Below are 19,817 nucleotides of genomic sequence, written 5' to 3' on the forward strand. Positions count from 1 at the left end.
ATGATCAACGTACATGACAGGGTGAAGCCTTTTCATTCTTTACCTACTTGTGGAGATTTTTCGGTGGTGATTGAGCGTCAAGATGGTCACTTGGTTGCGGTGGGTGATGTGGGAGGGCATGGCTTACAAGCCGTAGGCGAGCTTGCTCGGGTGTTAAAGCAGACCATTGAAAACTCTGCTGAAATGACACTCGAAAATGTGTTTACTGAAATATGTGCCGTTAAGGAATTGAACGAGTTTGGCATGACTTTGTTCTTAGGTTTTTTCGATAAGCACTTGCCAGTGCTGAGCTATTACTGTGTCGGGGATGTCAAATTGTCACTGCATCGCGCTGATAACACGATAAAGCTCGATAAACAAAATGGTATGTTAGGACTGAATACGCCTAATAAGATTGAGCGTTTTGCAATCAAGTTACATGATAAAGACCTGCTTTTTGTTGCCACTGACGGGGTAAGTAGAGATTACTTAAAAGTCATTGCTTCACAAGGAATAACAGTGCCTCTGCAACAGCTCAACGAGCATATTATGGCGCAAGCAACGAATGGTGCAGATGACGCCTTAAGCATGTGTATTTTGTTCAAACAAGTAAATAATAAGCACGTAGCTCAAACATCTATCGCGCCGAAAGTGCCAATAAAACAGCCTGTTCCTGCCACAGAGTCGCAATTAATTGATGACTGGGTTGAACCAAAAATAGCGGCGCAGCATACAACTTTACCTACAGATAGCCCTGAACCCATGGCAGAGTTTGTTGTTACGAAAGACACGTTTGTACTTCCATATCATGACCAGGTAGAGGCTGCTAATTTGTTATGCAAAGTAGAGCGTTCTGCGGCTAGAACCAAGCTGAGTGCGATTTGCAGCTATTTGGGGATCACCGGTAATTTTAACGTTAAACTGCAAACGTTTTTGTTTGAAATTCTCAATCACTCAGCCACTTCGTTGCAGGTTTACGTTAAGCAGTCGTATTTAAAAGTGCATTTTTGTGCCGCACTTAAATTTGTGAAATCGAGCGCGGATGTACTGGGCCGACAATATCTTTTTTGTGCGCAAGCGTCAGAGCAATATTGGTTATCTGTACCGTTTGATAGCGACATAGATACACACACAGAGCAATTTGAGCAGTTCAAAGAGCAGCTACAATTGGGTATTGATGATCACCATTATCAACAGTTTTTAGAAGATAAACGCCGAGATAGTGTGCTGGCACAGCATGCCAAACTGGCATCGATGGGGGAGATGATAGGGTCGATCGCGCATCAGTGGCGACAACCGCTAAATGAATTGGCGATCCGTATTCAAACTTTAGAATATCAGGTTAAGCAGGCAGAAGATTTAGATGCGCTTATGGCTCAGTTTGTACAAGACAGCATGAATACCATTACTTTTATGAGTAAAACCATTGACGACTTTCGTAATTTCTTTCGGGTTGACAAAAAAAAGCAAACGTTTTGTTTGCGTGATGCCGTTGAGCAGGTGCTGTCCATGCAGCAAGCTCAAATGGACAGTCATGGTATTCAAGTTAAGGTGGAAGGGAGACCAATCGAAATAGAAAGTTATAAGTCAGAAATACAGCAGGTTTTGCTCAATCTAATAAGCAACGCAAAGGATGCATTTAAAGCGTCTCAAGTTGACAACAAGCTGATCAAAATAGCGCTTGAGAGAGGCACCGTGCGGGTTCAAGACAATGCTGGCGGGGTACCAGATAGCATTGCGCCGAGGATCTTTGAGCCCTACTTTACCACCAAACCACATGGTGAAGGGACGGGGATGGGGCTTTACATGTCAAAGTTGATAGCAAATGAAAGCCTCCACGGGGACTTGATCTTCAAAAATACCACTTCTGAGTTAGGTCAAGGTGCATGCTTCTCTCTTACTGTGCCAACCAAATCTAAGGCTGATGTTCGTTAACGAAAACCATACTAAATGCGTTAAGTCTTTAGGAACTAAGCTTAAATATTCATAACAAAGTTTGAGTGATACAAATAATGGTCTACGCTCAAAGTAACTAGCTTGCGTTTCATTCAACGTGCTCATGTACTTAATCTTGGGTAACCGTCTTTGGGTGAAATAGGTGTTTGATGCACAGGCCAATCTTCTCACTGATTGCGTCTATTTATAAATGGTTTGGTACGCAGGTTCGGTTTTAAGCAATGGCTTGCAAAGCGAAAGATGTGTAAAAGGCTCCTGTGCACATCATGGTTGTGTAAAGGGATGGGTCAAGGTCTTTTCATGAAAAATCATAAGCAATTTATTATTACCATATTGTTGTGCTTAATCGCGGTGACTGCGTTGGCAACTTGGATGATAAGCATTAAAGGAAAAGTTGAGGGATACTCGCAAAGCTTTGTCAGCACGTCTCAAGCAATAGCGCGCGACTTTACCGATTTATACTATCTGCAGTCTGCTATTGGCTATGGCGGCTTTGTTCATAATCTGAAGAATTATGCGCTGACTAGCGAGCCGGTTTATTTAGATACCGCGAGCGATGATCTTGCCAAAGCCAAGTTACATTTAATGTCCCTCACAAGGCATTCACAAATACATGAGGAGGCATCCTTATCGCTCATTGCTGCCACCCTCGAAAAGTATGAAGAAAACTTACAAAAAATTCAGTCATTGGCAGGCAGTGAAAATGATACTTCTCCAATGCAAAATTTAATGCAATTTGACAATACATCTACTTTGCAAGCGTTAGAGTCATTGATCAGCAGTGTTCTAGATGACTATCGTCAGGTAAATGAACTATCAGAAGCACAGTTAAGCGATGTGCACACACAACTAAACTTTGGCTACGCCGCATTTTTGCCCATGTTATTACTGGTGTTAGTGGCTATTTCACTAATCAAAGCATTACAAAAAAGAGCGCAAGCGCTTGAAAATTCCACGCAAAATTTACAGACACTGCTTGATATTACTCCAGATTGCATTTTATCCGTTTCTCAAGATGGAACTATTTTAAAAGCAAACGTATGCGCGAAATCATTCTTTGGTTATGGAGATGAATTAGAAGGCATGTCCGTGGAAGATTTAATGCCAGAAGGTTTTCGGGCTGAACATCGCTGCTTAAGGCGCATGTTTTTTAGCTCACCGGATAATAGGCTTATGGCTAAAGGCAGAATAGTGCAGGCACATAATAAGCTTGGCGAGCGTAAAGATGTGTCGGTAAGTTTGGGGCATGCGGAGCTTGACGGGGAAAATGTCGCGGTGGTGAGCTTGCGAGACGTGACGGAAGAAAACAGCAACCGATTACAGTTACAAGATTTTAAGCAGCGGGTTGAGTTGGCGTGCCAAGCAGGGTCAATGGCTTTTTGGTATTGGGACAAGCATCGTAAAGTCATTGTCACCGATAGACCAACTGACGTTTGGGGTGGCAATGCTTATCGAGAAGAAAAGACCATGAAGCAATGGCTAGAGCACATTCACCCCGATGATCGCAAAACCTTTGTGGATGGCCTTACCTGCTGTGAACGAGATGGTGAAACGGTTGTTTTATTATATAGAACACAAAATAACAAAGATAAACAAAGGGATATGCGCGTTGTTATGGTGCCGCAAAAAACACCGGATGTGGCAGACAGCGTATTTAGTGAAGAGTTTGCCATTCGCATTGTCGGTATGGTGCAAGATGTGACAGAACAGCGTGAAGCCGAAGAGCGCTTGCAAAAGGCCATGCGTACAGCCGAGTCAGCCAATCTCGCCAAAAGCCAGTTTTTAGCAAACATGAGCCATGAAATACGCACACCAATGAATGCCATCATTGGTATTTTGACCTTATTGATGGACACCTCTTTACCAGAAAAGCAAGCGCGTATGATCCATAGCGCCTGCAATGCTGGCGAGTCATTGGTGAACATAGTGAACGATATTTTGGACTTTTCTAAGCTAGAAGCTGGAGAAGTGAGAGTGATCAATGAGCCGTTCAAACTTGATGAAGTACTGAATAAATTGGTTGATTTATATAGTGTTGTGACACACAGCAAAAGCATCGCTTTACAATTGAACGTGCACCCAGATGTGTATATTGACCTTGTTGGGGACGCACTGCGAATAGGGCAAGTGTTAGGCAATATTGTGAGTAATGCGATCAAGTTTACGAAAGCTGGGAGCGTCAGCATTGATGTAGCTTTTGTAGGCGCATCACACTCTGCATGCACGCTGCGGTTTTCTATCTCCGACACGGGCATTGGCCTTAGTGACGAGCAAATTGAAAATGTGTTTAAGCCTTTTCGTCAGGCCGATATGTCGACCACACGAGAGTACGGTGGCAGTGGTTTAGGATTAAGTATTTCACAGCGTCTGCTACGTATGATGGGATCACAAATTGAGGTGAAAAGTAGCAAAGGTCAAGGTGCCGAGTTTTTCTTTGAAGTTGAATTTGCCTTACAACCGAATGCAAAAAAATATGCTGATTTCGTTGCAGACAAAAAACGCGCGCTTGTCGTTATTGAAGATACAACAGTCAATGGCACTGTAGGTGAGTATTTTGAACAGTGGGGAATGAAGTCAGTTAGTTATAGTCGTTTATCTCTTGCTGCAGAATCTTTTGATAAGGACTCACAAGGGTTTGATAACTTAGTGATACACCTGGCGGATGATGGTGAGTATGAGGAAGTGGTTGAAGTATGTCGCCGATGGCGGCAGATCAATCCCAATGCTCAAAACATACTCATCGTGATCACCACACAAAATTACATTGATGATCCTGCTCTGTTGACGTTGCATGCGACCATTATTGTGCAGCCTCCTACGCCTTCACGTTTATTTGATGCGATCAACTCAAATGGACTGAAATCGTTACAAGCCAGTGATATGAATTTGGTACAACAATCCCGTGAGCTGACCAAAAATATTGTTGGGGCGAGGGTGCTGCTAGCTGAAGATGTTGAAACAAATCAGGTGGTGGCTGTTGACTTACTAGAAACTTTAGGACTACAGGTAGATGTTGTGTCTAATGGTTCACAGGCGGTTGAGGCTGTGCGTAGCAATCATTACGAAGCGGTTTTGATGGATTTTCATATGCCTTTACTGAATGGTTTGGAGGCAACGAAAAAAATCCGCGAACTGAAGGGATATGAGTATTTACCGATTGTGGCTATGACGGCGGCGGTATTTGAGCAAGACAAGCAAGCAGCGATAGACTGTGGTATGAATGCCCATTTGGCCAAACCGATCCAGATTTACCAACTGGCTAGCGTATTAAAAGAATTTATACCAGAAAAAGCATATCCGAAGGGGGTTCAGGTAGAGCCCAATGTTTCCCCTATGAATAGCGGGATGGACTTGAGTGTGTTGCATGATGAGATAGACATAGCTTCGGTTAAGCTTAACTTTGGCCACAATCAAATGGTATATCAAAACTGTTTACGGCACTTTTCTAATGATTTCGCAGATTGGGCTCAGCGTATTGAGCGCGAATTGGAACAAAAGAACTACGACAATGCGGTGCAATTAGCGCACAAACTAAAAGGTGCAGCAGGGAATATTTATGCAACCGCAATTTACTCGCAATCGAGCAAGTTGCAACAAGCTTTGAATCTTGGCCACCAAGGACCACTTAAAAAGTTAAAAGCTCAACTCCATACTTTATTGCGCAAAATCAATGCAGTGTTGAATGAACAAGATGCGATTGTGAGCAAGGAATCGGTAGCGGTTAATGGATCAGGAAAAAGTGAGTTCATCGATTGTTTAGCGCAGGTGAAAGCACTTGTGATGAAAAGTCGTTTTGTTGAGCCCGCGTTATTATCACAGTTCGTTGAAAATGCGCTTTGGATAGACAGCGCAAGTGTTCAACAATTTAAACAAGCCGTTGAAACATTTAACTTTTCACAAGCCAAATTGTTGTTAGATAAGGTTGAGCTTGCATGGAAAATTAAGGAGGAACGAGTATGACGATGACAATGAAAAAGCCGACTATTTTAGTGATTGAAGATGATGTATCTACTCTAACCTACATTAACGGCATACTATCAGATGAATATGATTTGATTATGTCGATCAATGGCCATGATGCAATGGCGCAGCTTTGGCAAAGGCCTGATTTGGTGATTGTGGATAATGGCTTGCCGGATATTAAAGGTGTGCAGCTAGTCAAACAAATACAATCGGAGCAAGGTTTTGCGCATACGCCCATTTTTTTAATGACAGCGGACCCTGACAATGAGCTAGTTGAAGCGGCGTTTAATGCAGGTGTGGCTGACTTTATTCATAAGCCTTGTTCAACGGCAATATTACAAGCACGAATACGCACCCATTTGGAGTTAAAACATCGAAGACAGCTTTGCGAAGAGCTAGCGGACTAAATGAGGTGCGTTTGAGCTGAATCGCACCGGTAAAGCCCCTTCTTGGTATCGCTCGCCTTTAAATACGCGCATAAGCAGTGCCTGAGTACAACAGAGCATGATGCTGCTAGTTGATCCTGTTGCTGACGCATTTATGATCGCTATATTAAATCCATAAGAATAATGCTATTTCTATCAAGCTATTTACGAGTTGACCGATTAGCGATTAGACTGACGTAGGTCGCTCGTTGGCTTATTTAGTTAGCGCACTCGTCGCTGAAAAGTGCGCTTTGTGATACTTAATAACGATAAGAAAAGAGAATAAATTCATGATAGATGCATCAATTTTGCCTGTTTTTTTAATCGCAGTTTTCTTCCTTGCTGTGTCTCCTGGTCCTGATTTGTTATTGCTCTCTAGTTATTCTTCAGCACGTGGCGTTATGTCAGGTTTAATGATTGCGTTGGGTATTTTTCTGGCAGGAATTATTCAAACCACATTAGTCACTTTTGGACTGGGTCAGGTTATGCAGGCTTTACCACCCTTGGTAATGGGGATTAAGTTTGTTGGTGCGCTTTATCTTATATGGTTAGGCGTAAACATGTTAAGGGCTTGGCGTTATGGACAGAGCAGTCAAGCACAGGCTGTGAAAACAACCGGTAGCCATCGTCAATTAGTACTGCAAGGGCTGCTAAACAACCTAATGAATCCCAAAGCATTGCTATTCTTTAGTCTATTTTTGCCTCAATTCACCGTCGCACAATTGCCCATGGTAGGGCAAGTTTTCACTCTCGGGGTGATATTAAGTACACTTACACTCGTTATAAATATTGTATTTGTTATTTCTTTTAGCCAGTTATCAACAGTATTGAGCAAAAAGGTGCGTTTAGGCCGCCACGTAGATGGTTTACTTGCGTTGGTGTTTTTTGGTTTAGCGGCACGCTTGGCGACCAGTAAGTGAGTGCAATGATTAAGCGCGCGTTTTGGAAGCACACAAAGCAGGTTCCCACTTTGCTGACATGCTTAATATGGGCGATGTTTTCTTGCGCGGTCAATGCAAATATTAAAATAGGGGTGGTGGGAAAAACGAAGAATGATAGTTTTTATCAAAAGTCCCACCTTGGGTGTCAGGCGTTTGCGGTGACTCATAAAGAGCTAGAGTGTGTGTACGATGGCACCGATGATTATCAGGATGTTCGTACTCAGGTGCTCATTGTCAATGAGCTGCTGCAAAAGGGGGTTGATGGTTTACTGATCTCCACGACTGTTCTGGTCTAATTCAATCGGACACTTAATTTTGAGACAATATCGTCAATAGATTAAGGAAATGATATGAGCCTAAAAAAATCACATAAAAGCTACCCTCAAGATTTTAAGGATGAAGCCGTTTTGATGGTGACAGAGCAAGGTTATAGTGTTGCAGAGGCGGCCAAGTCACTTGGCGTTGGTACCAGCCTGCTTTACAAGTGGAAAGAGAAGTTCGAAGCACAGCAACAAGGTAAGGCTTTAGAAGAATCTGAGCTGGATGAACTTAAACGATTGCGCAAAGAAAACAAACAATTACGCATGGAGAAAGAAATTCTAAAAAAGGCCAGCGCCTTCTTTGCAAAGGAAATGAAGTAAAATTCAGTTTTATTAAAAAACAGTCTGGTCAGTTCCCTGTTATCTTACTCTGTTCCGTTATGGGAGTGAGTAAGTCCGGTTATTATGACTGGCTTAAGCGCCCTGCAACAGTCATTAGCTTGGATACGTTGAAGTTATATCGACGCACCCGTCGCCTTTTTGAAAAAAGCCGTGGCAGCTTAGGGAACCGTGAAATGGTAAAAAGATTGCGCAAAGAAGGCTATCAAGTTGGTCGTTATCTGGTTCGTAAAATTATGCGTCGCTTACGCCTTAAAGTCACACAGCGCTTAGCTTACAAAGTGACAACAAAGCGTAAGTACTCCGATTCAGTGGCTAACAATCTACTGAACCAGAATTTCAATCCCACGGCTGCCAACCAAGTTTGGGCGGGCGATGTGACTTACTTAAAAACAGGTGAAGGCTGGATGTATTTAGCCATTGTGATGGATTTATATTCGCGTCGTATCGTAGGTTGGTACGTCGATAACCGCATGACGACAGATTTGATAAGTAAGGCATTAATGAAAGCTTACAATCTGCGACAGCCACCGAAGGGGCTGGTTTTTCACAGTGATCGCGGTTCACAATATACCAGCAAGCAATTCCGTAAGTTGCTAGCGAGCTATGGAATGAGAGCTAGTATGGGGGATGTTGGGGCGTGTTGGGATAATGCCGTTGTAGAGCGCTTTTTTGGCAGTTTAAAGCACGATTGGCTATTCAAAGTTAACCAGCCAACAAGGGAATTTATGAAGCAAGATGTGGCCGCTTACATGAAGTATTACAACATAGAGCGGCTGCATTCAACTAATGGTGATCTATCTCCAGTGGAGTTTGAAAATTATCAACTAAAAGTGTCCAGTTATGGTTGACCAGAACAGACTGACTCCTCCTATTTAGTTGAAGGGGCACTTAAAGCAGCATTTAAAAAAGGTATTCCAGTAGTAACCTTTGATTCAGATTTACTGGCGCAGCATAGACAATACCGCTTAGCGTATGTCGGTACTAATAACTTCGATTTTGGTGTGGCGTTAGGGGAAGTGGCTAAAAAGTACAAGCGTGATGCCATTCAGTCAATTTGTATTCAGTCTGGGCACCAAACCACCCCCAATTTAAATGAACGAATAAAAGGTGTGCGATATGCGTTATCAGGCAAGCACGAAAGACTAACGGGAAAGAGTGGTTGGGTTGAGCATCCTCGTTGCCCATTGTTTACAATGGGGCGCAGAGACGATGCGTTGAAACAACTAGAAAGTATGATTAGGTTACCCAGTCCGCCGATATTTTTAGCTGTCGCAGGGTTTGCACAATTTAACCCAGATTACCTTGAAGCGATTAAGCCTTTTAAAAAACAAATCCTAGATAAACATGTAAGTATTATTTCTGCCGATACCGAGCAGTTGCAATTGGATGCGCTAGAAGCAGGTTTATCCAGTGAAAATGTTGGGCAAAGACCCTTCGAAATGGGAAGAAAGGGCGCTGAGTTGTTGTATCACTTTATTGTTAATGGACAGCGGCCATCAAACGAACACTATTATTTGGATTATCACTACTGCTTCCCAAATAGCCTGAGTCACTGCCGTGAGAAAGATATGCACGAAATGCAAAAGTGATAAGTTTCATGTCGCGTTGCGCTTTTTGGGCTAGGTCTATCTGATTTTTTATCCGGTTTTATTTTATCTTGAAAAACTCATTTAACTCGTTGCGTTACTTAACAATGTTCCCGATTTAAGTGCGGTCAGATAAATGATACCCTTTATCTGAGATACATCTTTTTATTGCCAGTTATGTAAAGAAGCTCTAACATCTTTGCGTGCTTTGTTGCTAATTAGTGCACTTACTCACTGTTAACAACATGAATAACTGGTATGTTTTTAACCACTGTGTATTTTAGAATTATCGCCTTTGATATGTGGTTGATTGGCTCTTTTTATTAGCGAGATTTGCGAGGATATTAGGCATTACAATGTATGGCTTGATGCTTTTAAAAAAAATTCCAGCAATAGGTATGATGCGATTTCTTGGAATGGCTCTATCTTTTTTCTTTTTGTGCTCATTAACTTTGTCTCAGCAACACATGGAGGTGTCGGGATGCAACCACTGATCATTGGTATAGTGCTTATGGTTATCTCTTTTGGACTGGTATTGATGGCAATCATACATGGACAGAGAAGATTGAAGTTTGAACAGGGCATTCGAAAAATCTTACTCGGAAAAAAGGAGGATGACTCCCCCCCAGAAGAACTACAGAGCCAAGCCTACCATATTATGATGGAACTGGGTGAAGCACTTGAAAAAGACGAATTTGCTCAACAAAAAGGCGTCAAGAAAGCCTTGTCTAAAGTGACAGAATTACATGCGGAAACCTCTGAGTACGAATCCGATGAATATGAAGAGCACGATGATGACAATGCTCAACAAGCAAATAAGAAAGCGAACTTGAAGGTGGTCAAATAATTCCTGCGTGGCTTTCAAAAAATAGTTCTAATCATGCTTTACGACATGAGAGTTCGAGCTAAAGAGGTAAGATGAAAGCGCTGTATGTTCCCATTAGTGATGTTACCGTAACGCTTCAATACATCTTTTTTATTACTACTTTGTTTATCTATTGGAAAAAAGGTCAATTTGTCTCATTGTTAAAAACGGGCAGTCTAAAAACGGCAAATGATCATTTCTTGTATTCCTTTTTAATTGTTTCTGGCGTCTCACTATTTTTTGGGACTCAAGGTCTTCGGATCGGTTCTGAACTTGTTGCCTTGCAAATAGATATTATCGATAGAAGAAAACTGTTTTATCTCGCACTTATGTGTAATGGTTTTTTGTACCTTTTGACATTGTATGTGGTCCATCGCATAAAGGGCTGTAGCTTTTCAAGAGAAGCGAGAGTGATTATGTATCTTGTGCTAACTGGGTGTGGTTTGAACTTTACTCAATTGGTGTTAAGAGGGTACTTAGACATACATATGCTTTATGAGTACAACATATATGGAATTGCGATTGTGATAGTCAATACGTTAGCTTTGTATGTAATAGCGAGTTATCCTGTGCGCTATTTATATGGCAAATTTGTTGCCTTCAAGTAGGATTTAGCGACTACGTCCTAAGCTTTGGTATGACTTTAAAGAGATAAGCCCCTAACTTAATACTGATTTATAAAGTTTTTTTATCATTTATATAAGATAAAGGGTTCTATTTATTAACTTCTGGGTTAATATAAATATCTTCATAAGACCCTTAAGAAAAAAAAGCATATTTTTGATAGGGAAATACGATTGACACCCGTTTCAAAGCGGGGTTAATATTTGGTAAATATTTTGTGTTTTTAGTTTGGCGCGCTTGGGAGGCGTATCATATGCAGCCGTTAATTATAGCTTTTGTTGTGATCTTTATCGCACTTGCGTTGGCGGTTGGGATGATAGTGCAAGGCCATGGTTGTAATTGGTTAGAGCAAACGATTCGACGCCTATTTTCAAGTCGCAAACAAGAAGAAAATGTACCTGAAGATTTACAAAATACAGCTTACTATCTTGTCATGGAGCTAGGTGAGCTGCTCGAAAGTGAAGATGATATGGAGCAGTATTACGGTGTTAAAACGATTTTTAATCAGGTGAGCGCACTTCGTGCTGAAACATTAGCTGACTCTACGCTAATCCCGCTTAGACCTACTTCCACGCCTTCTTATTTAAAAGTGATCAAGTAGTCCTACAATTGTTATTTACCCAAAGGTAAGTGTACATAAACTTCGGTGCCAAGTTCATCGTCTGTGTGAAAGTCTATCCCCCCGCCTTGTACCAGACAAAGCAGTTTAGCTGTGTAGGTGCCCATACCCATATGATTAGGCTTGCCATGGCTGACAAACTTATCAAAAAATTGTGATCTGACGGCTGATGGAATAGGGTCTGAATTCTTGATAGTAATAACCACTTGCTCATTACTTTGGGCTGCCACGATGTGAATGGTTGGGCTATGCCTCGAGGCTTCAATCGCATTTTTAAGCAATTGACTGAGTAACGTATGGGTGAGTGTTAGCTCACCATAATACTCAAGAGATTCAGGGACGTCTGTTTTAACCTGACGTTGTTGGTGTTTCAAAGTGTCTGCAAAGCTTGCCAATACATCATCAATAACAAAGGCTAGATTATGCGATTGTGGATTCAGCACATAATCATTACGCTCAATTTTGGTCAATGCAGACAAACCATCTAGGTTTAATTGCAGCTGAGTGCAATGTTGCTGAATTGCTTGGAGGTAGTGTTTAGCATATTCAGGCTGGTGCAGATTGTTGGCCAATTGCTCGGTGGCTTGTTGTATTTGTGATATGGGTTTAGCCAACTCCGTTTGGTTCATACTATCAAACTCATCTCGCAGTCTGGCGTTTTCTAACATGGTATCAACTTGGCTGCGCATCAGGCGATTGGATTCAATACTACGGCAATGGGCCTGTACTCTAGATTTGACGATCGCAGGGTTGGCGGGTTTGGTGATATAGTCAACGGCACCTAACTCTAAGCCGCTGACAATATGTTCGGTCTGCTCTAATGCAGATAAAAATATCACGGTGATATGCTGTGTATTTGGGTCTTGCTTTAAGCGTCGGCACACTTCAAGGCCATCCATTTCTGGCATCATAATGTCGAGTAAAATGATGTCAGGTTGAGGCTCTTTTTGGCACAACTGTAATGCTTTTGAGCCATTGAGCGCGGCCTTCACTTTATAGTCTTTGCGCAAAATATCACTGATCACTTTGATATTATCGGCGACATCATCGACGATGAGTACCTGTATTTGACCATCTTCGGCATCTCCAGTAATGTTTTGATCATCACCTTGATAAGCCCTTGCAGGGCGAGTAAGCGCACGTTGAATACGAGATTGAAGTATCTTACTGGAAAAGGGTTTAACCACAAATTCAGACACGCCACATTGAATGGCTTTAACAACATGGCTTTGCTCTATGGTTGAAGAGGTCATAAGAAAAGGGATAGTGGCAGTGCGTGCTGTGGTGCGAACGTGCTTTAAAAACTCTAAGCCACCAATATTGGGTAATTGCCACTCAGAAATAATCAGTCCGACATCATGATATTGTAATTTCTCAAGCGCGTCTTTGCCATGCGGGCTTTGGATGATTTTAACATTGCCTAACCCTTTGACCACTTGCGTGATCATGGCACGGATGGTGTCGAAAGGCTCAACAATTAACACGCAAAGTGGCTTGGTTCTATCGTTCATATCAACGTTTTATTCGCAACTTGGTCTTTTTATTGTAATCGCTTAAAGCTCACTCGACGAGTGATGAAGGGTAAATATCCTTTATCACTGTTATAATTTAACTTTATTGCCATATCCGCTAAGACATCGTGATGATTATGTGGCCCATTAGGAGTATTGAGTGACACTGCTGCATCCTTTCTATTTGCGCATCAATTTATTTGCTCGTTGTGTTTTCTTTGTACTGATGTGCATATCTGGAAACACTTTGGCACTAGGCAGCGGTGATTTAAAAATTGAACACATTTCTGCTTACAATGGCCTCTCCAACCCCCAGATTTACGCATTAGCTAAAGATCCCCAGGGCTTTATGTGGTTTGCCAGTGCTGATGGTGTCATGCGTTACGATGGCTATCAATTCGTTACTTTTAAACATAACCGGCAAGATCCTCATTCTTTGTCAGCGAACAGCGTGGCCACTATTTTATTCGATAGGCAAGGGCGCTTGTGGGCTGGCACTTGGGGTGGGGGGCTTAATCTATTCTTAGACGATCAAACCTTCCAACACTTCCGCTTCGACCAGCAAAAAGACAACACACTTGGTTCAGATAAGGTGCAAACACTCTTTGAAAGCCGAGATGGTACCTTGTGGGTTGGCACCAATGGAGGAGGGCTCAATCGGCTATTGCCAGATCAGGTCAGTTTTAAGCGTTTTAATTATACCGAGCAAGATCCCCACCATGAAGGAAAAAACCGAGTCTGGAGTATCAGCGAAGATAAGCAAGGTTTGATCTGGATGGGAACGTCACATGGGCTACATTATTTAGATAGAAATAGTGGTCAGTTACATAGTTTTGATACGAGCACCAGCGAGCTTGATCACAATGAAGTACGGCAAGTCTCATTTGATGAACAGGGGCGTATGTGGGTGGCAACGAGACGAAGTTTTGGTCTTTTTTCACCAAGAACTCGACGCTATCAAACATTTGATTTGCCCTCTGGTGGGCTCCCAAGTGTTTCTAGTATTCAATATCAGCAAGGTGATATCTTGTTGTCTACGTTTGCGGGTGTGTATCGCTTTTCGGTGATGCTCAGAGAATTTATAAAAACGCCACATGCTAAAGAACTCGCGTTATTACCCAGCAGAGATGTGCGTGAGGTGATGATTGATCACTCTGGGTTGCTTTGGGCGGCAACACGTTACTCTGGCGTGATCAAGGTGTATCCGCATCCGCCGATTTTTAAATCTCACCAAGATTATTTACAGAATTACTTATTGTCAGGGCTATTTCGTCAAGTGCAAAGCATTGAAAAAGCATCCCAAGGCGGCGTTTGGCTAGGAACTGGGCGGGGCCTCGTTCATTTTGATGGCGAAAAAGTATTCACACCATTTGCGCGCACACAAGATTTAACCGAAGACTACCGACTGCGTGTGCACAAGTTTGCGCGGAACCAAAAAGGGCAGTTATATGCTGCGACCAATTTCGGTTTGTACCAAGTGGATGAAGTTGGCAAAAAGTTGAGTGTGGTTGAATTGAGTTGGTTAGACGAGGTGAGGCATGGCGTAGACGATCTTGCTTTTGATGACGCAGGCGTTGCATGGCTTTTGTTAACGGGGCAAAAAGGGGTGATACGTTGGCACATTGGTACACAACAGCCCGAAACGATTTTGCCTCACGTCGAAGCCAATTTTTTATTTATTAGCAGTGATCGGCATATATGGGTTGGCACGGATGGTGAAGGCGTATATCGGGCAAATTTGGATGGTTCGGAGCCAGTACAATTTGTGTCTCACAGTGACAATGCAAGCCTCAGTGATAATTATGTGAGCGCAGCAATGGAACATGCTGGTCGAGTTTGGTTCGCAACCAGTAGCGGCTTGACAAGTTATGACTTGCATAAAAAACAATTTGTCCGCTATGCCCACAGCGCATCGGATGTGCCACTCAATGTGAAATCTATGATCGCCGATAAGCAGGGCTTTTTATGGTTAGCAACGAGCAATGGTATATACAAGTTGGACATCGATAAGCAAGTATTTCACCATTTTACCGTGAATGATGGCTTAGCGAATAATCACTTTTTGGCGCGCTCCCAGGCCCGTTATGACGATGAGATTATATTTGGCAGTGTGGATGGCATTACCCGCTTTAAGCCAACGGAAGTGATAGCAAATAGTAAAGTGCCAAAATTGATGTTCACTCAAGCTTGGGTTGATAATCAGCGACTTGTGGACTTATCACAAGCTATTGTTCTTGAACCCAATGAGCATACTTTAACTGTGCACTTCGCTGCGCTAGATTACCAAGCAACACAAGATAACCGCTACCGTACATGGTTGTATGGCTATCACTCTACATGGAGTGACATTAGTGCCGATCATACAGTGACATTCAGAGACTTACCGCCGGGAGATTATGAACTTCGGGTTCAAGGAAGTAATAATCACGGTGTTTGGAATCGGGAAGGTATTGCGATAAAAGTCATTCGCGTCCCTGCTTGGTATCAAACCCGTTGGTTTCAAATTATCACCCCCATATTGTTTGTCATGTTCGTAGGCGCCGTGATTGCATGGCGGTTCATGCGGTTAAGTCTAGCCAGTCAGCGCTTAGAGCAGAAAATTGCACAACGGACGCAGGATATTTTGGTGCTAGGGGAGGTGGGAAAAGACGCAGCAGCCTCTCATGATATGAAGGAGATTTGTCAAACCATTTACGATCACATATCCACCACCGTGTCTTGTAATTTATGCGCGGTGGGCATTTATCATCCAGAAACTCAGCAGATTGAGTACATTTTTGCAGAAAAAGAGGGGTGTTCATTCAGCTTGTTAGACGCATACGCTTATGAACAAAACTCTCCTGATACATACAGCATTCGCTATGAGCGAGAATTTTTTGCCGATACACCCGAACGCTGGCGAGATTACGCTTTAAGTGCAGCGGAATGTGTCAATGGCGAGCAAACAAAAACGGCTTTTTGTATGCCGCTTATCGTTGATAGAGAAGTGGTTGGTATCTTGATGGTGCAATCGGAGCAAGCACAAGCTTACAGTGAATCACAGCTCAATATTTTACGCGTGGTCGGCAACCATTTGGCTGTGGCATTAGCTAATTCATTATCTTACGGTGAGCTTAAAGATGCAGAGCAAAGGCTTGAGCTTGCCATGCAAGGGGCTAATGCAGGTATGTGGGAATGGGATAGTGACCGAGATGTATTGGTAACCAATAGTATTTGGTCCACGATGCTCGGTTACTTGGATGGGGAATTGGAGTCTAAATATGGCACCAGCTCAACGCGATGGCGTATGTTGATCCACCCTGACGACTTTGCCCATGTTGAGCAAACGTTAGTGGCGTATTTAAAAAAACAAACTCCCGTGTTTCGTTGCGAATTTAGAATGCGCACTGCCGATGATAAATGGAAGTGGATCTTAAGTATTGGTCGACGGGTTTATCGTGAAGGACGCCAGCAAATAAAAGGTATTTTTGGCATTAATATGGACATATCGGATGCGAAAAAACTTGAAAATGCCCTTAAGATGGCAAAAGAAAACGCGGAGAGTGCAACACAAGCCAAATCTGACTTTTTATCCAATATGTCACATGAAATTCGCACGCCGATGAATGCGATTATAGGTATGAGCCACTTAGTATTGGAAACTGAGTTGAATCGAAAACAACGTAACTACGTGGAAAAAATTCATCGCAGTGGCGAGTCTTTGCTCGGGATCATTAATGATATTTTAGACTTTTCTAAAATTGAGGCGGGCAAGCTGGAAATTGATAAGGTGGCTTTCTCAATAGAAGATGTGGTTTCCCATAGTTTAGATATTTTAGCGATCAGAGCGCAGGAGCAAGGGTTAGTGCTCAATGTGTCTATCGATCCGACTATACCAGCGCGTTTGCAGGGGGATCCGCTGCGTATTGGGCAGGTACTGCTCAATCTAGGCAGTAATGCAATCAAGTTCACCGAGCGAGGTGGTCAAGTTATTATCAACGTGACCTTGCAAGCTGTGGAATCACAAAATGTGACGCTGGCGTTCGCGGTTATCGATTCAGGCATTGGCATGAGTGAACAACAGCAGCAGCGTTTGTTTCAGTCGTTCAGTCAGGCAGACACCTCGATCACCCGAAAATATGGTGGAACAGGCCTTGGGCTTGCAATCAGTAAACAGTTAGTGGAATTGATGGGCGGGCAAATCCAATGCCAAAGTATGCTGCAGATGGGCAGTACTTTTAGCTTTACCGTGCAATTAGAGCAATTGCAGGATGAGACATCCACAATCTTGCACCCTGACATTCAAACTGCATTAATACTCGATGATGACCAATACGCCAGTCGCGCCTTATGCACTTATTTGGAGCATGTAGGCATCGAAACTCACTGCATTGTAAACAGTTCTTTCGCGCAAGTTGAAGGCCGTTTATCTGGCTATGACGTTATTTTTGTCGATGAAAAAGCCCAGTCAGTTATTGAGTGTATTGAGCTAGAGCAAAAAGCAGATACTGGTGTGGGCCAAGTTGTTATCATGTCGCTGTACGATGCAGACTCTTTTGTGTATCAGTCTCTTGAAGAAAAGGGTTTTAGCTTGTTAGGGAAGCCGATTTTACCCTCTGCGCTGTATCGACGCCTAGCCCGCAGTGCTCCTTCACACGAAAGCCAAACACATGACACAGAGCTGCAGGCAGAGCCCCTTGCAGGCATGCATTTATTGTTGGTTGAGGACAATGAACTCAATCAAGAGTTAGCCGTTGCGCTACTGACGAAGCATGGTGCGCAGGTGCAAGTGGCGAGCAATGGTGTGCGAGCACTGGAGATACTTGATAAGGAAGCATTTGATGGTGTGTTAATGGACTGCCAAATGCCCCAGATGGATGGGTATGAAGCAACTAAGCAGATCCGTGCTCAAACGAGATTTGCTGATTTACCTATTATCGCGATGACAGCGAGTGTCACGATCGATAATCAAACGGCGGTCAGGGCGCAAGGCATGAACGACATCATTTTTAAGCCGATCAATGTGGCTAAAATGCTCTCGACGATTGTGCTGTGGGTTACGGCAAGTCATCCGATAGTTAATAGTGGCCATGCGCGTGTAATTTTTGAGTCTAGCGAACAACTCAGTGCGTTTGAGCATATCAGTGGGTTAGATGCCAGAGCAGGGTTACAAGTAGCGGATGGCGACTTTGCGTTGTACACCCAGTTGTTACGGCGCTTTGTGAGCAAACAAGGCGGGTTTTTAGCGGAATTTAAAGCGGCACTGAACAACGAGTTTCAGGACCCACAAGGCCCGCAAAGAATTGCGCATACCTTAAAGGGCACTGCGGGTAATATTGGCGCGCATCAAGTGCAAAGGCTCGCTGGCGAACTTGAGCATGCATGTATCGACAAGGTGCAGTCCTTAGCGTCTTATGCCCATGAAATCAATCTGGTGTTAATACCACTCATAGAGGCGATTGGCCAAACATTAGAGACCTTAAGTCGAGCGTTTGAGCGTATGGATGAGGTGTCACCATCCTCTAACAACAACCTGATTTTGGATAAATTGCAGTCTCTAAAGCAGTTGATCGAAGACAGTGATACCGATGCCACAGACATAGTTGAAGAGTTATTTGGGCTATTACAAGCTGCACGTTGTCAAGGGGCACTAGAACGTCTTGCTCGCGCAATAGATGATTATGACTTTGAACAAGCGAGCCATTTACTTGATGAGCTAGCCGCGGTGTGGCAACAAACTCTCAGTACAGAAGAGCTTAAAGAATAAACTGTGCTTTAAAGGAGTGACTTTTACGTTTTATAATGGCGGCTATGGCAGCGTGATATACCCCTTAAGCTGCGCCGATGCGAATTGAAAATTAAGGACTTTTGAATGTCTAAAACGCTGATTGTGATCCCCGCCCGGTACGGAAGCACCCGACTTCCAGGCAAGCCACTTATTAAACTAGCTGGCAAAGAGATGTTACTGCGTGTCGCTGAGACGGCGCGTTATGTATGTGCCTCTCGCACTGAGTGCGACTACGTGGTGGCAACCGATGATGAACGCATCGTGAGTTTGTGCCAGCAACATCAAATACCCGTTATGATGACTTCTGAGCACTGCTCGAGCGGTACAGAGCGTTGCTTTGATGTGGTCAAACAACTTTCAAATAAGCCTGACTTTGTTGTTAATTTGCAAGGTGATAACCCATTTTGTCCACCTTGGTTTATCAGTGCCTTGATAGACTCTTGGCAAAATAGCGATGTGGGGGAAGTGTTTACACCTTACGTTGAATTAAACTGGCAAGAGTTAGATAAGCTAAGAGAAGTGAAAAAAGTCACCCCGTTTAGCGGCACAACAGTGCAAGTGAACAACGATCAATTGGCACTTACGTTTAGTAAGAATATTGTTCCCGCCATACGCAAAGAAGACAAGTTTCGTCAACTCAGTGATATGTCTCCGGTCAAACGTCATATCGGCTTGTATGGCTATACCAGCCAGGCTTTAGAAGCTTATTTCGCGCTACCGGAAAGTGTCTATGAAGCGGCGGAAGGGCTGGAGCAAATGCGCTTTTTAGAAAATGGCATTGCGGTGAAGATGGTTGCGGTGTCTTATCAGGGGCGAATCGGCATGAGCGGGGTTGATAGCCCAGAAGACATTGCACGAGCGGAAGAGATCATTGCCCAAGATGGTGAATATGACCTGTCTTTATAAGCAGGCACTTGGT

Annotated in this window: 12 protein-coding genes and 1 pseudogene; 12 read left to right on the plus strand and 1 reads right to left on the minus strand. The window is 43.2% G+C overall.

Translation table 11 applies throughout. The features are described from left to right. The 10 genes and pseudogenes from AC5FX4_RS03030 to AC5FX4_RS03075 all read left to right on the plus strand — a co-directional run bounded on the left by AC5FX4_RS03030 (window position 1) and on the right by AC5FX4_RS03075 (window position 11,602). Window positions 1-1,914 carry an ATP-binding protein gene (locus AC5FX4_RS03030; RefSeq protein WP_493605043.1) on the plus strand — a complete coding sequence of 638 codons (1,914 nt, stop codon included), beginning with the start codon at window positions 1-3 and terminating at the stop codon, window positions 1,912-1,914. A gap of 321 nt (window positions 1,915-2,235) precedes the next feature. Further along, a complete protein-coding gene (locus AC5FX4_RS03035; RefSeq protein ID WP_493605044.1) occupies window positions 2,236-5,895 on the plus strand; it encodes an ATP-binding protein in 3,660 nt (1,219 codons plus the stop codon). Beyond that, entirely contained in the window at window positions 5,892-6,305 is a 414-nt protein-coding gene (locus AC5FX4_RS03040; RefSeq protein ID WP_493605045.1) for a response regulator, read from the plus strand. Before AC5FX4_RS03035 ends, AC5FX4_RS03040 begins: the two co-directional genes overlap by 4 nt. A gap of 308 nt (window positions 6,306-6,613) precedes the next feature. Next, window positions 6,614-7,243: a LysE family translocator gene (locus AC5FX4_RS03045; protein ID WP_493605046.1), complete on the plus strand. Its 630-nt coding sequence runs from the start codon at window positions 6,614-6,616 to the stop codon at window positions 7,241-7,243. A gap of 116 nt (window positions 7,244-7,359) precedes the next feature. Then, the gene (locus AC5FX4_RS03050; protein WP_493605047.1) at window positions 7,360-7,560 is read left to right on the plus strand and encodes a hypothetical protein; all 201 of its coding nucleotides are present in this window, start codon (window positions 7,360-7,362) and stop codon (window positions 7,558-7,560) included. Window positions 7,561-7,614: 54 nt separating this feature from the next. Beyond that, window positions 7,615-8,774 (plus strand): IS3 family transposase gene (locus tag AC5FX4_RS03055; RefSeq protein ID WP_493605048.1). Its coding sequence is split into 2 segments (ribosomal slippage): window positions 7,615-7,864 and window positions 7,864-8,774, totalling 1,161 coding nucleotides; the frame shifts between segments, so codons are not numbered across the junction. Window positions 8,775-8,810: 36 nt separating this feature from the next. Next, window positions 8,811-9,515: pseudogene (locus AC5FX4_RS03060) on the plus strand (substrate-binding domain-containing protein); the annotation flags it as partial. 478 nt (window positions 9,516-9,993) lie between these two features. Continuing rightward, window positions 9,994-10,359, plus strand: a complete 366-nt coding sequence (locus tag AC5FX4_RS03065; RefSeq protein WP_493605049.1) for a hypothetical protein — start codon at window positions 9,994-9,996, stop codon at window positions 10,357-10,359. A 71-nt stretch (window positions 10,360-10,430) separates the two neighbouring features. After that, a complete protein-coding gene (locus AC5FX4_RS03070) occupies window positions 10,431-10,985 on the plus strand; it encodes a hypothetical protein (RefSeq protein WP_493605050.1) in 555 nt (184 codons plus the stop codon). A 269-nt stretch (window positions 10,986-11,254) separates the two neighbouring features. Further along, entirely contained in the window at window positions 11,255-11,602 is a 348-nt protein-coding gene (locus AC5FX4_RS03075; RefSeq protein ID WP_493605051.1) for a hypothetical protein, read from the plus strand. Between the two features lie 11 nt (window positions 11,603-11,613). Here AC5FX4_RS03075 and AC5FX4_RS03080 read toward each other — a convergent pair whose 3' ends face one another. Next, entirely contained in the window at window positions 11,614-13,131 is a 1,518-nt protein-coding gene (locus tag AC5FX4_RS03080; RefSeq protein ID WP_493605052.1) for a response regulator, read from the minus strand. Between the two features lie 160 nt (window positions 13,132-13,291). Here AC5FX4_RS03080 and AC5FX4_RS03085 point away from each other — a divergent pair, with 160 nt between their 5' ends. Next, window positions 13,292-18,877 carry a two-component regulator propeller domain-containing protein gene (locus AC5FX4_RS03085; protein WP_493605053.1) on the plus strand — a complete coding sequence of 1,862 codons (5,586 nt, stop codon included), beginning with the start codon at window positions 13,292-13,294 and terminating at the stop codon, window positions 18,875-18,877. 105 nt (window positions 18,878-18,982) lie between these two features. Continuing rightward, window positions 18,983-19,804 carry a 3-deoxy-manno-octulosonate cytidylyltransferase family protein gene (locus AC5FX4_RS03090; RefSeq protein WP_493605054.1) on the plus strand — a complete coding sequence of 274 codons (822 nt, stop codon included), beginning with the start codon at window positions 18,983-18,985 and terminating at the stop codon, window positions 19,802-19,804. Window positions 19,805-19,817 lie beyond the last annotated feature (13 nt).

The sequence above is a fragment of the Pseudoalteromonas sp. ATL1 genome, from assembly GCF_058933015.1.

What these genes read in the sequence shown, in the direction of transcription:
- AC5FX4_RS03030 (WP_493605043.1), top strand. Translation starts at nt 1, where the DNA reads ATGATCAACGTACATGACAGGGTGAAGCCTTTTCATTCTTTACCTACT.
- AC5FX4_RS03035 (WP_493605044.1), top strand. Translation starts at nt 2,236, where the DNA reads ATGAAAAATCATAAGCAATTTATTATTACCATATTGTTGTGCTTAATC.
- AC5FX4_RS03040 (WP_493605045.1), top strand. Translation starts at nt 5,892, where the DNA reads ATGACGATGACAATGAAAAAGCCGACTATTTTAGTGATTGAAGATGAT.
- AC5FX4_RS03045 (WP_493605046.1), top strand. Translation starts at nt 6,614, where the DNA reads ATGATAGATGCATCAATTTTGCCTGTTTTTTTAATCGCAGTTTTCTTC.
- AC5FX4_RS03065 (WP_493605049.1), top strand. Translation starts at nt 9,994, where the DNA reads ATGCAACCACTGATCATTGGTATAGTGCTTATGGTTATCTCTTTTGGA.
- AC5FX4_RS03070 (WP_493605050.1), top strand. Translation starts at nt 10,431, where the DNA reads ATGAAAGCGCTGTATGTTCCCATTAGTGATGTTACCGTAACGCTTCAA.
- AC5FX4_RS03075 (WP_493605051.1), top strand. Translation starts at nt 11,255, where the DNA reads ATGCAGCCGTTAATTATAGCTTTTGTTGTGATCTTTATCGCACTTGCG.
- AC5FX4_RS03080 (WP_493605052.1), bottom strand. Translation starts at nt 13,131, where the DNA reads ATGAACGATAGAACCAAGCCACTTTGCGTGTTAATTGTTGAGCCTTTC.
- AC5FX4_RS03090 (WP_493605054.1), top strand. Translation starts at nt 18,983, where the DNA reads ATGTCTAAAACGCTGATTGTGATCCCCGCCCGGTACGGAAGCACCCGA.